We start from the raw sequence: 13,356 nt of genomic DNA, 5'->3' as shown, positions 1-13,356 counted from the left end.
TCGTCGGAATCCGCCAACTTTCAGCTCGACTCGCAGACGCGCCTTCGCAATCTCGCGGCGCGTTTCGCCCGAGGCTTGCTGTCGTTTGCACCCGATGAAGACCAAAGGGCGCAGGGAAGGCCGGGCGCCGGCGGCACCCGCGGTCCGCGTGCATCGAAAAACGCACACGGGTTGGATCACAGGTGATGCCGGTCGCCCGGCCTTCCCTGCGCGGATGGTTTTAACGGTGTCCTTCGTGCTCTCCCCGGGGAGCGATGCACTATTGCCCCCGTCGCCTTGCGGATGATCGATGCGCGTGCCGGTTGGCCGCTGCATCACCGCTGAGACTTGACGCCAGAACCCCGGGCGTCAGGACCACACGACTTCTCCGTCCGCGGACGATCCCGCCGAACTGCCTGGAGGCTTGCGTGTGCTCGCCCCCAAGGCATCAACGAGACCGCTGTGACCGCGCCGTGTCGTATGCGCGTCGCGCCGGGACTCACGGTTGCCCGCCCTGTCCTCACGCAAATCGCGCCGGCGCTACCGCGTCCACCGCACCCCGGCCCGCATCTCGTGACGATCGCGAAGCGCCCCTTTGGCAAGGGCCGGGATGGTGGCTATATGCCACAAATCCGAAATTCGGGAAAGCGGAATATTTTTGCGAGGAGGGCTTGACGGGGTGTCCGCCTGTTTTGCCCGACGCCTCGCGCGGGCAGCCATAATCCCGCTCGTCATTCCGGGCGCGCGTCAGCGCGAACTCGGAATCCATTGTGCGTATGCGGCCGGATGGACTCCTGGATGCTTAGCCTCATCCTGAGGAGACCGCGACGCGGTCGTCTCGAAGGACGAGGCGCGCGCTCAGCTCGTGAAGAAGCCATATGCGATCCCTGCGGAATGACGCAGGGAGTTCATTTCAGCGGCAAGAACAGCTCCGCGACTGTCTCATGCTCCGGCACTTCCGGGAAGAAGCTCAGCCGCTGGCAGTAGATCGGGAAGTCGCGTGCTTCCTCGCCGCTGGTGGGAAGCCAGTCGCGATAAAGGTAGAGCGCAGCGGGCTCGAGATTGTCGGTGTAGCCGACGATTCGCAGCACGGCGCAGCGTCCGCCGGGGATCTCGCCGGCCTTGATTTCTTCGCCGTTCGCCTCGATCGGCTGGTCGGTCCCGACACATAGATCTGTGCTGTAATCGGCAGTAGACGCAGGATTCCGCCCGGGACGCCAGACATTGAACGTCGGATTTGTCCTGGGGTGCAGGCCGGCGCCCTTGCGCCACGCGATGAACCGCTGGATGGTGGCGCCGAGCGTCGCCGGGTCGCCCCGATGCTCCATGATTGCCACCTTTGTGGTGGGCACATCGCGTATCGTCACGTCGTCAGCGGTAAAAATCTTCATGAGCTTGCTCCTCGCGTTGTCGAGAGGCCCGAAGGCCGCAAGCCACGGCTCCCAGTCGGGAGATTTCCGGAATGACGACGGCGATTGCCCGAACCGTTGCCGAAAGGCGCGGGCGAAGGCGTCCGGTGCATCGTAGCCGGCATCCATCGCGATCTCCGTGATGCTTTGAGCGTCGACGTAAGCCAGCCGATAGGAAGCGCGCTTCATACGGGCCAGCTGGATATAGCGATGCACCGACAGCCCGAAGGCCGCCGCAAACTGCCGGTGGAAATGAAATTTCGAGAAGGCGGCAACACTGCTCAGCCTATCCAGGTCCAGATCGTCGTCCAGATGCCGGTCGATGTGATCCAGCACCCGCTGCATCCGGGCATGGTAGTTTTGAAGCGCCGCCGTCATCGTTTTCATTCCCCGTGGCAGCACCAGCTAAAGCGCACGCGGACATCACGTGCTCGACCGATCTTGCGGTTTTGCCACGGGGCGCAGAGCGTCGCCAAGGTCCGTTCGGGGGTGGGGTATCGCATATGGCATTTTTCACGAGCTGAGCGCGCGCCTCGTCCTTCGAGACGACCGCTTCGCGGTCTCCTCAGGATGAGGCTGAGCAGCATGAGTGCTCGTTGAAACGAGTGCCGCGCACTCGGTCCTCATCCTGAGGGCCCGCCAAAGGCGGGCGTCTCGAAGGATGGCCACGGGCGAGATCGCTGCCATATGCGATGGCCCTGCGTCCATCCCTGGAAACTTCTCGCCTCTGCGGTCGTTGAATCTTGGCTGAGGAGACGCCATGCCGATCAAGGATCAGGTCAAGAATTTCGCCAAGAAGCTGGTGGAGCGCCATCCCGATGCGGCAACTTTGCGTGCGCTGGTGCGGGCCCGTAGACCGGCAGCCCTGCATTTTCGCGACGATGGCATCGTTCCGAACAATCCGAAATTTCCAGTGCTGCTCTATCGCGGCGCGGTGAACCTGAAGAACCGGCGTTTTCCTCCTGATGTCATCATCGACACGCTGTTCGATACGAATGGCTGGGGGCGGTCGTGGCGCGACACCGTGTACGACTTCGTTCATTATCATTCGCAGGTTCATGAAGTGATGGGCGTGGCACGCGGCACAGCCAGAATCGAGTGCGGCGGGATCAAGGGGCGGATCCTGAGCGTGAAGGCCGGCGATGTTCTGGTCCTTCCCGCAGGCACGGGACACCGCCTCATCGAGTCCAGCCGGGACTTTCTCGTGGTCGGCGCGTACCCGCAGAACGGGACTTATGACCAGTGCACCGATACGCGAGAGCGTCCCGACGCCGTCAAGCGTATCGCCAAGGCCCGCAAGCCGAAGACGGATCCGGTGGTCGGACCCGGCGGCCCGCTGCTCAAATCATGGCGGACGGTGCGGTCGCGATCGTGAAGCAATGCTTCGCTGCAGCCGCGCGCGAGGGCGGAACACCGGGAACAACCCGCCTGCGGCCACGTCTTGTCATCAGACAAGGGAGATGCCCATGAAAGCGCTCATTGCCGCGGTCGCATTTGCAGCCCTGTCCGGTCCGGTCATTGCCCAGAATACGGGGCCGGCTCCGCAGACCGGCATGGAAAGGCCCGAAAATACCAACGGTGCCACGGAGCGAGGGACGATGGACACCACGGGCATGAATGCCAATCGGGCAAACCAGCCTGAAACAAAAGGCGTGTCCGGACAACGCAGGACAGGCGACAAGAAGAAGTAGCTGATCCGGCGCGCCGCGACCTTTCTGTCCACCGCACTCACGTCAGATCGTCCGGCGTGAAATCCGCACGCATGCACAGCTCGTCGGATGGCGGCAGCTCGATCTCGCTGCCTCTCCCAAGCGACCAATCGACGATGCCTCGATTCCTGGATGGTGCGATTGACGTGGACGGTACGGTCGCAAAACCGGTTAGCAACCTGTGCTTCCGGCCCGCGTTCTAGTTCGCTGAACCCAAGCCGGACGTATCATTTGATCGTACCGGCGCCACTTTTGGCAGCCCCATGGACAAAGCCCACGAGGTGCTGATCCGGAACCTGAGCGAGCACACCGCGCTCGCCGAGGAGGATCTTGCGGAGATCCGGGCGCTCACCTTCACGCTGCGCGATTTGGAGCCCAATCAGGATTTCATCCGTCAGGGCGACGAACCCAAACATTCGGTGCTGGTCGTCTCGGGTATGGTGGCGCGCTACCATCTGCTCGGCGGCGGCGGACGGCAATATCTCGCGTTCCATCTCACCGGCGACCTGCCGGATGCGCAGGGCCTGTTCATCGACCAGATGGACCACGGATTGAGCGCGCTGGGGCCGGCCTCGGTCGCCTTCATCCCGCATCGCGAATTGTTCATCGCGTTCCGGCGGCGGCCAAGCTTCGGGCTGGCGGTCTGGCGCGAGACGCTGCTCGATGCCGCGATCTTTCGCGAGGCCATCACCAACAACAGCGCCCGGCCGATGCAGGCGCGCATGGCACATTTGTTCTGCGAGCTGTTCTACCGCGCCCGCGCCGCGCAGCTCGTCCGCGGCAATCGCTGCCGCATGCCGATCAGCCTGGCGCAGCTCGGCGAGACGCTGGGCATGGCGATCGCGACGGTGAACCGGACACTGGCCGAGCTCAGGCGCAGCGGAGCCATGGATCTGCGCGAGGGCGAGCTGATCGTGCTGAGATGGCGCGATCTGCAGCGGCTCGGCGATTTCAGCCCGGCCTATCTGCACCAGAAACGGCAGTCGTCGCCCGAGGGGCGGCGATGATCATCACCCGAAGCGGGCTTCGCGGTCCTCCGAGAATCGGCGTTGCGCGGCATGCGCGCGGTAGGCGTCGATCGCCTTGTTGGCGAGCATCAGCTGCCGGCGTTCGCCGGTCCTGAGCTGGGCTTCGATCGCGTCGAGAATGATGTTGGCGCTCTCGTCGGGCGGGCCGAGCTCGCCGCTCTGCTCCAGGCAGCTCCAGGCGATGAAGAATGCGCTTTCGACGGTGCAACGAATGGTCATGCGCTGCCAACGCAGCGGGGCGGAAGGCGTTCCGTGCGGCGGGCGCGACTTGCGCCGGGCCCGCCGCGCGCGATCGGTCAGTTCTTCAGCACGATGCGGCCGACGACCTTGCCGGCACGAAGCTCGTCGATCCATTTCTGGACGTCGCCCATCGGCTCCTCGCGCATCGGCGTCGGCTTGATCTTGCCGGCGCGCGCCAGCGCCATCAGCTCGTGGGCCTCAGCCAGCGTTCCGACCATGAAACCCTCGATGGTCATGCGCTTGTAGACCCACTGTACCATCGGCAGCGTGAACTGCCCGCCCATCAGGCCGGAGACCACGATCTTGCCGCCGCGCGCGGCGACGGCGACCGCAAAGGCCATCGACTTCTCGTTGCCGGCGAAATCGACGATCTCGTCGAAGCCGCCTTCGGTCTCCTTCAGGATGCGCTTGATCACGTCGGGCTCGGACGGGTCATAGGCGAGCGCGGCGCCGTTCTTCAGCGCGGTGTCGCGCGCGGCCGGTGAGAGGTCGGCGACCGTGATCGGCTGCTTGAACATCGCCTGCGCGAACGACAGGCCCATCATGCCGACGCCGCCGAGGCCGATCAGCAGCAGGTTGCGCTGGCGCGGACGGTCGACCAGGCGCTTGAGCGCGCCATAGGCGGTCACGCCCGAGCACATCAAGGTCGCGGCCTGGTTGACGGGCAGGGGATCGTAGTCGAGCAGATATTTGGCGTCGGGCACCAGCACGTGGGTGGCGAAGCCGCCGTCGATGGAGACGCCGAGGAAGCGCTGCTTGACGCAGAGGTTCTCGTCGCCATTGGCGCAGTCGCGGCACTGGCCGCAGCCGATCCAGGGGAAGACGGCTTTCTTGGTGCCGACCAGACCGGCGGCGACGTCCGGGCCGACCTCGTCGACCACGCCGGCGATCTCATGGCCGAGCGTGAAGGGCAGCGTCATGCCGCGCGTGGTGTCGAGCTTCTTGCCGCCGCCGAGATCGGCATAGCCGTCCTGGATGTGGAGGTCGGAGTGGCAGAGGCCGCAGCGCTCGATGCGCACCAGCACCTCACGTCCTTGCGGCTTCGGCGTGTCGACGATGGTCTCGCACAAGGGCGCGTCGAACTTGACCAGGGACTGCCTGCGCATCAGCGCCATATTTCTTCCTCCGAAATTATCGCTCTGCTTCGCCCCGTATATTGGCCAATTCACAGGCCATGGCAACAAAGCCGGAAATGGGAATGGTCTCGGCGCGCCGCGTCGCTTCGACACCGGCGGCTTGTGCAAGCCGCGCCGGATCGACGCCGAGCGACTTCAAACTTTGCCGCAGCATTTTTCGACGCTGACCGAAAGCGCTAGCTGCGACCTGCTCGAGCAGCTTGCGATCGCAAGGCAAAGGCTCTGGGCGCGGTTTGAGGCGCACGACGGAGGAGGTGACCTTCGGCGGCGGCACGAAGGCGGACGGCGCAATGTCGAACAGGATCTTGGTCTCGCAGCGCCAGTTGGCGAGCACGCCGAGCCGGCCATAGGCCTCCTCGTCCTCGCGCGCGACGATGCGCTCGCCGACCTCGCGCTGGAACATCAACACCATCATCTCGTACCAGGGCGGCCAGGGCTCGCTGGTGAGCCAGTTGATCAAGAGCTGGGTCGCGATGTTGTAGGGCAGGTTGGCTACGATTTTCGCGCGTTCGCCATCGAGCAGCGGACGCGGATCGAAGGTCATGGCATCGCCATGCACGATCTCGAGCCTGTCAGGATAGCGCGCGGAGATATCTTGTAGCGCCGGGATCGCGCGCTCGTCATGCTCGATGGCGATGACGCGCTTGGCGCCGAGCGCGAGCAGCGCGCGCGTCAGCCCGCCCGGGCCCGGGCCGATCTCGACGATGGTGGAGTCGTCCAGCGGCGCGGCCGCGCGCGCGATGCGCGCGGTGAGATTGAGGTCGAGCAGAAAGTTCTGGCCGAGCGATTTGCGCGCCGACAGCGCGTGCTGGCGAATGACCTCGCGCAGCGGCGGGAGGTCGTCGATCGCGCCCATCAGGTGATCGTAGCCGCCATGCGGCTCGCAAGCTGAAGCGCTGCGATCAGGCTGGCGGGATTGGCCTTGCCGGTGCCGGCGATGTCGAAGGCGGTGCCATGATCGGGCGAGGTGCGGATGAAGGGCAGGCCGAGCGTGACGTTGACCGCGTCGTCGAAGGCGACGGTCTTGATCGGGATCAGCGCCTGGTCGTGATACATGCAGACGGCGCAATCGTAGGTAGCACGCGCGGCCTCGTGGAACATGGTGTCGGCGGGCAGCGGGCCTCTGGCCTCGATCCCTTCGCTCCGCAGCGTTTTCAACGCCGGCGCGATCACCGTCTGCTCCTCGTGGCCGAGCGAGCCGTCCTCGCCGGCATGCGGATTGAGGCCGGAGACCGCGATGCGCGGCCTGTCGATGCCGAAGCGGGATGCCAGCTCGGCCGCGACGATGCGAACGGTCGAGACGATCAGCTCGCTGTTGAGCTCTGCCAGCGCATCGCGCATCGAGACGTGGATGGTGACGGGCACCACGGCGAGCTGCGGCGACCACAGCATCATCACCGGCTGCGGCACGCGGCCGTCCTTTGCTGCAAGCTCGGCGAGGAATTCGGTGTGGCCGGGATGGCGGAAGCCTGCGCGGTAGAGCACGCTCTTGGCGATCGGGTTGGTGACGACGGCCCTGGCGCGGCCCTCGCGGACGTCCGTGACCGCCTGCCGGATCGAGGCGAGCGCGGCCGGTGCGCTCGATGCGTCGGGCTTGCCGGGTTCGGCGGTCGCGCGCTCGCCGGTGGCAACCACAGGGAGGGCGTCAGCGAAAGCGGAATCGGCTTCGCCGGGGCTCACGGCCGCGACCCTGATATCGGCGCCCAGCGCTTTGGCGCGTCGGGCGATCAGCGCCTCGTCGCCGAGCAGGTAGAAGGCGGGCAGGTTCAGCTCACGGCGCCGCAGCCAGGCTGCGATCGTGATGTCGGGGCCGATGCCGGCTGGCTCTCCCAGGGTCAGGGCAAGGGGAAGGGGCTTTGCTGCGGAAACGGCCATCAGCGGTTGCGATATTCGATCATCGCCGCCTTGCGGAGCTCGTCGAGATAGGCCTTCTGGGTCTTCTCGTACTTCTCCTGATACATCTTCTCGCGCACCTCGCGCTTCTTCGGCGTGTCGATCATGGTCGGCTTGCGCGAGCACAGCACCACCATCTCGATGCCGTTCTTGGTCAGCTCGGGGGCGGTCAAATGGCCGATCGGCGTATCATCGAGCACCTTGCGCAGCGCCTCAGGCAGTTCCGCGGTGGTCTTGGTGACGCTGTCGCGGATGGTGGCGTTCGGCGTCGAGCGGAACAGCGAATTGGCTTCCTCGCAGCTTCCGACGCGGGAGCGGTAGCTCTCGGCTTCCTTCTTGCGGGTATCGAGGAACGCCGCCGACGAGCCGCGCGGCACGATCAGCACGATCGGCTGCATCTTGTACTCGGTGCCTTCGACCTGAAGTTTGTCGCCGGTCTGGGCCTGCACGGCTTGCGCGACGTCGCGCTCGCCGACGAGCAGCTTCTCCTTGAAGCGGCCGCGCACCAGGCTGCCCCAGACCATCTCGGACTTCATGCGGCTCTTCAGCGTTTCGGGGCGGATACCTTTGGATTCGAGCGACTTGGTGAGCTGATCCGGCGTGATGCGCATGCGCTGCGCCGTGCCCTCGTAGGACTGGTTGATGTCGGAGACGCCGGGATCGACCCCGTATTTCTTGCCTTCCTTGAGCTTCACCTTGTCGTCGATCAGCTCGTTGATGACATCCTGCCGGCTCGGGGTCTTCTGCGTCGTCAGCTGGTCGAGCTTGGAGCGCTGGTCGATGTCGAAATCGGTGATCGGATCGCCGTTGACCATGACGACGATGTTCTGCGCGCGCGACGGCGAGGGCAGTCCGGTCAGGATCAGCCCGGCACTGATGGCGAGCAGGAGGCGGAAGACGGGCAATGGGATCGTCATGATTGTCGCTCGCATGTCAGCCGCGTCGAGCCTGTGATGGGGGCAAGCGCGGCCGGCACTTCAAACCGTTCACTGGAGGCCGGCGGAACTGCTGCTCGTCGACGAGGTCGCCAGCGTGCGCAGGCCGATCTGGAACATGAACGCATGGCTCAGCACGGGCGGCGCGGTGCCCGCAGAATAGCTATACGAAGTTACATAGTTCGCCGCCAGCACGAAGCAATCGTCGACGTAGCCGGCGCCGAGCACATATTGGTTGATCTTGTTGGCCTCGAGGTCCCACCGCGCCGAACCCGACACCACCCAGTTGGTTGCGATCTTGATCGAGCCCGAGGTCAGGATGCCCTCGCGGCGGGTCAGATAGCCGAGTTCCGGCTGCGGCGCGTAATTGCCGTACAGCACGGCGACCGACCAGCGATTGAAATTGGCGCGGCCTTCCGCCTCGAAGCGCTGGACGTTCCAGGTCTCCTCATCCATGCGGGAGCGGACACTGAACGTGTAGGTGCTGTTGGGCGAGTAGCTGGCGCTCGCGACATAATCGGAGCGCGGCTTGTCCAGGCCGGAATCGAGGCCGGTATTGATAGCGTCGTGGACCGCGAAGGAATTCATGCCGAACAGCTGGTAGGACTGGCCGAACAGCACCTTGACAGCGCCGCCCTTGTCGAACTGCGTGGTGGACTGCACGCCGACATTGGCGCGGCCGCCGCCCTCGACGCGGTCGTAGCCGGAGAATTTGTCGACGTTGAACAGGTTCGAGGCGTCGAACACCATGCTCTGGGCGTCCTCGTTCGGGAGCCTGCCGGCATAGGTCTCGTTCGGCCGGATGATGATCTGCGCGATCGGCTCGACGGTGGTCGAGCCCCAGGGCTGAACGTTGATGAAGGGATAACGGTATTCCAGGCCCACGGTTGGCATCAGGCGGAGCGCCTGGGTGTCGCCGACGGGAAGATAGTTCGACACGCCCGGCTGGTTGGAGACCGAGGAGTTGATGGCGTCGGCGCGCAGGCTGGCGAACGGCGTCCAGATCTGGCCGAACGGATCGGTGAACGACTTGCGCCACTGCGCTTCGGCCGAGAGGCGGGTATAGGTGCCGGGGAAGCCGCGCAGCAGGCACTGCGAGGGCATGCGGGCCAGCGGATCGGCCGACGCCGTTGTGCACAGGCCGTTGGTGTTGGCGATCGTGGTGATCGGATCGAACACCGCCTCGTCACGCGACATGTTCACGAAATTGGTCTTGTAGCTGAACTCGCCGCCGAAGACCGGATAGTTGAGCACGTTGGAATAGTCGATCACCGGATAGACGATCGGCACCTGGCTCTGGTTACCCGAGTAGCTCAGCCAGTACATCGTGCGCGCGTCGAAGAAGCTACGGTTGCCAACGCCGGTCAGATAGAGCTGCGACAGCGCTTCCGTCGGCAGCAGCAGGAACGAGCCGAGCGGATCGCGGTACTGATAGAGGCGGTAGTCCGAGAAGAAATAATAGTCGGACATCAGGACGCCGTCCCAACCCCAGACCCATTTGTCGTTCAGCGCGAACTGACCCTTGGTGTCGACGGCGCCGCGGAACTGGCGGTCGCCGGGCTGCCCGGCAAAGGCGCCGGGATCGAGCTGGTCGATGCCATAGGCGCGGATCTGGTAGGCGCCGTCGATCAGGCGCTGACGGAATTCACCCTGCAGCAGCACGCCTTGTCGCGACAAGAAGCGCGGGTTGATGGTTGCGTCCATGTCGGGCGCGATCGCCCAATAATAGGGAACCTCGACGCCATAGCCCGTGTTTGTTGTGCCGGAAACATAGCTCGGCATCAGGAAGCCGCTCTTGCGCTTCACGGTCGGGTCGGGCGTCGAGAAATAGGGCATGTAGGCGAGCGGCACGCCGAAGAACTCGACCTGTGCCGTCTCGAAATACAGCATCTTCTCCTGCTGGTCGTGGATGATGCGCGCACCCTTGACCTGCCATAGCGGCGGCTTCTTCGGATCGTCCTTACATGGCGCGCAGGCCGTGTAGACGCCGTTCTCGAACACCGTGTAATTGCCGCTGGAGCGGTCGGCGCGGCTCGCGGCCATGCGGGTCTGGTCGGCGGTGTCCACGCGCAGCGAATCGACGAAACCGTCGCGGTAATCGTCGGAGAGATCCATGATCTCGGCATAGGTGATCTTGCCGTCGGCATCCGTCATGCGGATGTTGCCTTCGGCATGCAGCCGCTTGGTCTTCTGGTCGTAGATGACCCTGTCGGCTTCGACGCTGGTGCCGTTGTAGAACAGCTGGACGTTACCGACCGCCGAGACGCGCGAATTGTTGTAGTCGTAGTCGACCTCGGTCGCCTGCACCAGCATCTGGTTGTCGTTGGGCGCCTTGGGCGGCTTCGGACGCGGCGGCAGCGGATTGTAGGTGAAGCTCTGGGCGGAGGCGGGGGCCACGGCGGCGACTTCGATCAGCCCGCCGAGCGAGGCCACGGCGGCGACGGCCAGCAACAGCCTGCGGACGGACAAGCCGCGCCCGCTCGCGCGCACTACGGTGCGCCGCGTCAAACCAGACACGAGTCCGCGATGGACGGCAGTCACTAACCGTCCTCCTGGTACAACAAGGCCAAAAAGCCGGTGAGGCCGCCCACCACCGCAGGCAACCACGCCGCAGCGATCGGATGCATCAACTCAGCCTTGCTCAAGTCTTCAGTCACTTTCGACAGAACGTAGAGCAGAAAGCCTGCGCCCACGCCACTCAAAACCATCTTTTGCACGCCGCCCATCCGGAAGAAGCGCAACGACACGGAGGCCGCGAGCATCACCATTGCAGCCAGCAAAAACGGCTGCGCCAGAAGCTTCTGATACTGGAGTCGGTATCCGGCTGTCGCGAAGCCTGAGCTCTCGGATGAGCGGATGTAGCTCGGTAGTTGCCAAAAGGACACAGTCTCGGGGGTGGAAAAGCTGTTGCGGACCTGCGCCTCGGTTAGGGTGGTCGGAATCTCCAGGCTAGCCTGGTCGACCGGCGGGGAGTCCAACGAGAAGCGGCGGACCCCCTTGAACAGCCAGCGGCCGGTCTCGAGCGTCGCCTCGCGCGCCTCGACCCGCTCCTTGAAGTGCTGATCGGGATCGAACCGGAACAGCGTGAGCCCCGTGAGCCGGACACCCTGCTGCTCGCTGCGCGCCGCATTGATGATGGTCTGGCCGTCGCTGGTCACCTGGTTGAGCCAGAAGCCGGAGGCGTCCTGAATGCCGCCGCCGGGCGCCGAGCCGAACAGCTCGGCCTCCATGCGCTTGGAAGCTTCGCGCAAATTGGCCGACATCGGATTGTAAGCGACGGTGGCGATCACCCCGATCAGGAGCGCGCTGCCGAGCGCCGGCGAGATGAACTGCCATGCGGAGATGCCGGCGGCGCGCGCCACCACGAGCTCGAGCCGGCGGGAGAGGGCGAGATAGCAGGTCATGGCGCCGATCAGCATGCAGAACGGCGTCAGCTTCTCCAGAAGCTGCGGCACCCGGAACAGCGAGGTCTCGGCCACCATGAGCGCCGAGGCGGATGCCAGCCCCGAGGTCTTGCGCACCATCTCGATGTAGTCGACCAGCACCAGCAGCAGGAAAATGCTCGCGAACACGCCGAGGGCGGCGACCACGAAGCGGCCGGCGAAATAGCGCCCGAGCGTGTTGGTGAGCATGCTCATGCGCTGGCCAGACGTCCGAACAGCCGCGCGATGCGCGCGTTCGACCTGTTGATGGCGTCCATCAGGCCAGGGGGCGCCTCGACTACGATGCCGCCGATGATCATCCATAGCCCGACGCCGATGGCGCTGAAAACCATGGCGTATTGCAGCAGCACCGGGCCCGGCGATTTCACCGCCATTACCGAGCAGGCAAAGCCCGCCATGCGCAGGCCGAACACGGCGATGATCGATGCGCCGATCGAGAAGTTACGGCTCTGGCGGGTGGTGCGCGGCGCCCCGAGGAACGCGAAGGTCAGCACCGCGAAGGCGAAGGGATAGATCGGCGCGAGCAGGCTGTCATGCAGGGCCGAGCGGAACTGTCCGGGAATCTGCTTGTAGACGGGATCGTTCTCGGACGGGGCCAACAGCTCCCAGAGATAGCGCTCGCGAATGCCCAGGGTGACGTCGCGGCCCTTGGAGAATTTCGACATGTCGAAGCCGTAGCGGCCGAAAGCCACCAGCGCCGGATCGCGCTTGCCCGCCTCGAAGCGCTGCAGATTGCCGGTCTCCAGCACCAGGAACGAGCCGGTGTCGTTCTTCACGACCTCGCCGCGTTCGGCGACGATCGAGACGCGCTCGTTCGGGTCGCGGCGGTCGTCGATGAAGATGCCGGCAAGGATGCCGCCGGGCTGGCGTTCGCGAATCCGGATCGTGAGGTTCTCGTCGAGCCGGGCGAAGCGGCCGGGCTGCAGGATGTTGGTGAGCACATCCGCGGTGATCTCGGCATCCCACTGCTTGATCCGCCGCATGCCGTCGGGGGCGAGATAGGCCGCGATGAAGGCGACCAGCAGCGCCACAACGCAGGTGGCGTAGAAGAACGGAAAGAACAGCCGGAACGGCGAGAAGCCGGCGGCATTCATCACGATGATCTCGGAATCGGTCGCGAGCTTGTTCAGCGTGTGCGAGATCGCGATCATCAGCGCGATCGGCGAGATGATCAGAACCAGGGCCGGCACGACGAGGCTGGTGATGCCGAGGAAGGTGAGAATGGTCTGACCCTGGCTCGTCATCAGGTCGATGCCGCGCAACGCCTGCGTAATCCAGATCACGCCGGTGAGGCTGACCAGGACCAGCGCAAACGACGCCAGCGTCGTGCGGAAGATATACCTATCGATCGACCCCATGCGCTACCGCACGAATCCCACCAAGTCCCCAAACGTCGGCCGAATTCCGCTATCCAACCAATCCCCGATCAGGGGGATCCCCAAGGTTGGCCAGCGCCTGTTCCGCCAGCTCACTCTCTCACTACCATCCCTTTGATCTGTCAACAAAATGGCTGCCCCGTGGCACCCTCAATATATGGTTAATATTTCGCTCGTTGTGGCCTGCCGGCCACGGGGGTGCTTGGCA

12 protein-coding genes are annotated in these 13,356 nt (G+C 64.6%); 3 read left to right on the top strand and 9 right to left on the bottom strand.

Annotation, left to right across the window (positions count from 1 at the left end; genetic code table 11):
- Positions 1 to 887 precede the first annotated feature (887 nt).
- On the bottom strand, positions 888 to 1,766 hold the full coding sequence (locus tag IVA79_RS13990) for an AraC family transcriptional regulator (protein ID WP_247553653.1): 879 nt from the start codon (positions 1,764 to 1,766) through the stop codon (positions 888 to 890).
- A 382-nt stretch (positions 1,767 to 2,148) separates the two neighbouring features.
- Here IVA79_RS13990 and IVA79_RS13985 point away from each other — a divergent pair, with 382 nt between their 5' ends.
- From IVA79_RS13985 to IVA79_RS13975, 3 genes are all read left to right on the top strand, one after another.
- On the top strand, positions 2,149 to 2,763 hold the full coding sequence (locus IVA79_RS13985) for a cupin (RefSeq protein WP_247553652.1): 615 nt from the start codon (positions 2,149 to 2,151) through the stop codon (positions 2,761 to 2,763).
- A 91-nt stretch (positions 2,764 to 2,854) separates the two neighbouring features.
- Positions 2,855 to 3,079 carry a hypothetical protein gene (locus tag IVA79_RS13980; RefSeq protein ID WP_247553651.1) on the top strand — a complete coding sequence of 75 codons (225 nt, stop codon included), beginning with the start codon at positions 2,855 to 2,857 and terminating at the stop codon, positions 3,077 to 3,079.
- 281 nt (positions 3,080 to 3,360) lie between these two features.
- Entirely contained in the window at positions 3,361 to 4,104 is a 744-nt protein-coding gene (locus IVA79_RS13975) for a Crp/Fnr family transcriptional regulator (RefSeq protein WP_247553650.1), read from the top strand.
- A 3-nt stretch (positions 4,105 to 4,107) separates the two neighbouring features.
- On the opposite strand, the gene IVA79_RS13970 is transcribed toward IVA79_RS13975, so the two are convergent.
- The 8 genes from IVA79_RS13970 to lptF all read right to left on the bottom strand — a co-directional run bounded on the left by IVA79_RS13970 (position 4,108) and on the right by lptF (position 13,130).
- Positions 4,108 to 4,344: a hypothetical protein gene (locus IVA79_RS13970; protein ID WP_247553648.1), complete on the bottom strand. Its 237-nt coding sequence runs from the start codon at positions 4,342 to 4,344 to the stop codon at positions 4,108 to 4,110.
- Positions 4,345 to 4,421: 77 nt separating this feature from the next.
- Entirely contained in the window at positions 4,422 to 5,480 is a 1,059-nt protein-coding gene (locus IVA79_RS13965; RefSeq protein ID WP_247553647.1) for an alcohol dehydrogenase, read from the bottom strand.
- 16 nt (positions 5,481 to 5,496) lie between these two features.
- Positions 5,497 to 6,357 carry a 16S rRNA (adenine(1518)-N(6)/adenine(1519)-N(6))-dimethyltransferase RsmA gene (gene rsmA, locus IVA79_RS13960; RefSeq protein WP_247553646.1) on the bottom strand — a complete coding sequence of 287 codons (861 nt, stop codon included), beginning with the start codon at positions 6,355 to 6,357 and terminating at the stop codon, positions 5,497 to 5,499.
- Positions 6,357 to 7,376, bottom strand: a complete 1,020-nt coding sequence (gene pdxA, locus IVA79_RS13955; protein WP_247553645.1) for a 4-hydroxythreonine-4-phosphate dehydrogenase PdxA — start codon at positions 7,374 to 7,376, stop codon at positions 6,357 to 6,359. The genes rsmA and pdxA overlap by 1 nt, the downstream gene beginning before the upstream one ends.
- Positions 7,376 to 8,311: a SurA N-terminal domain-containing protein gene (locus IVA79_RS13950; RefSeq protein WP_247553644.1), complete on the bottom strand. Its 936-nt coding sequence runs from the start codon at positions 8,309 to 8,311 to the stop codon at positions 7,376 to 7,378. Before IVA79_RS13950 ends, pdxA begins: the two co-directional genes overlap by 1 nt.
- Before the next feature lie 69 nt (positions 8,312 to 8,380).
- The gene (locus IVA79_RS13945) at positions 8,381 to 10,870 is read right to left on the bottom strand and encodes an LPS-assembly protein LptD (protein WP_247553643.1); all 2,490 of its coding nucleotides are present in this window, start codon (positions 10,868 to 10,870) and stop codon (positions 8,381 to 8,383) included.
- On the bottom strand, positions 10,870 to 11,967 hold the full coding sequence (lptG, locus tag IVA79_RS13940; RefSeq protein ID WP_247553642.1) for an LPS export ABC transporter permease LptG: 1,098 nt from the start codon (positions 11,965 to 11,967) through the stop codon (positions 10,870 to 10,872). The genes IVA79_RS13945 and lptG overlap by 1 nt, the downstream gene beginning before the upstream one ends.
- Positions 11,964 to 13,130 (bottom strand): LPS export ABC transporter permease LptF, encoded by a 1,167-nt coding sequence (gene lptF / locus IVA79_RS13935; protein ID WP_247553641.1) that lies wholly within the window; start codon positions 13,128 to 13,130, stop codon positions 11,964 to 11,966. Before lptF ends, lptG begins: the two co-directional genes overlap by 4 nt.
- Positions 13,131 to 13,356: the final 226 nt, after the last annotated feature.

Source organism: Bradyrhizobium sp. 138 (assembly GCF_023074075.1).
Taxonomy (GTDB): Bacteria; Pseudomonadota; Alphaproteobacteria; order Rhizobiales; family Xanthobacteraceae; genus Bradyrhizobium.
This window is presented reverse-complemented; position numbering and strand designations above follow the sequence as displayed.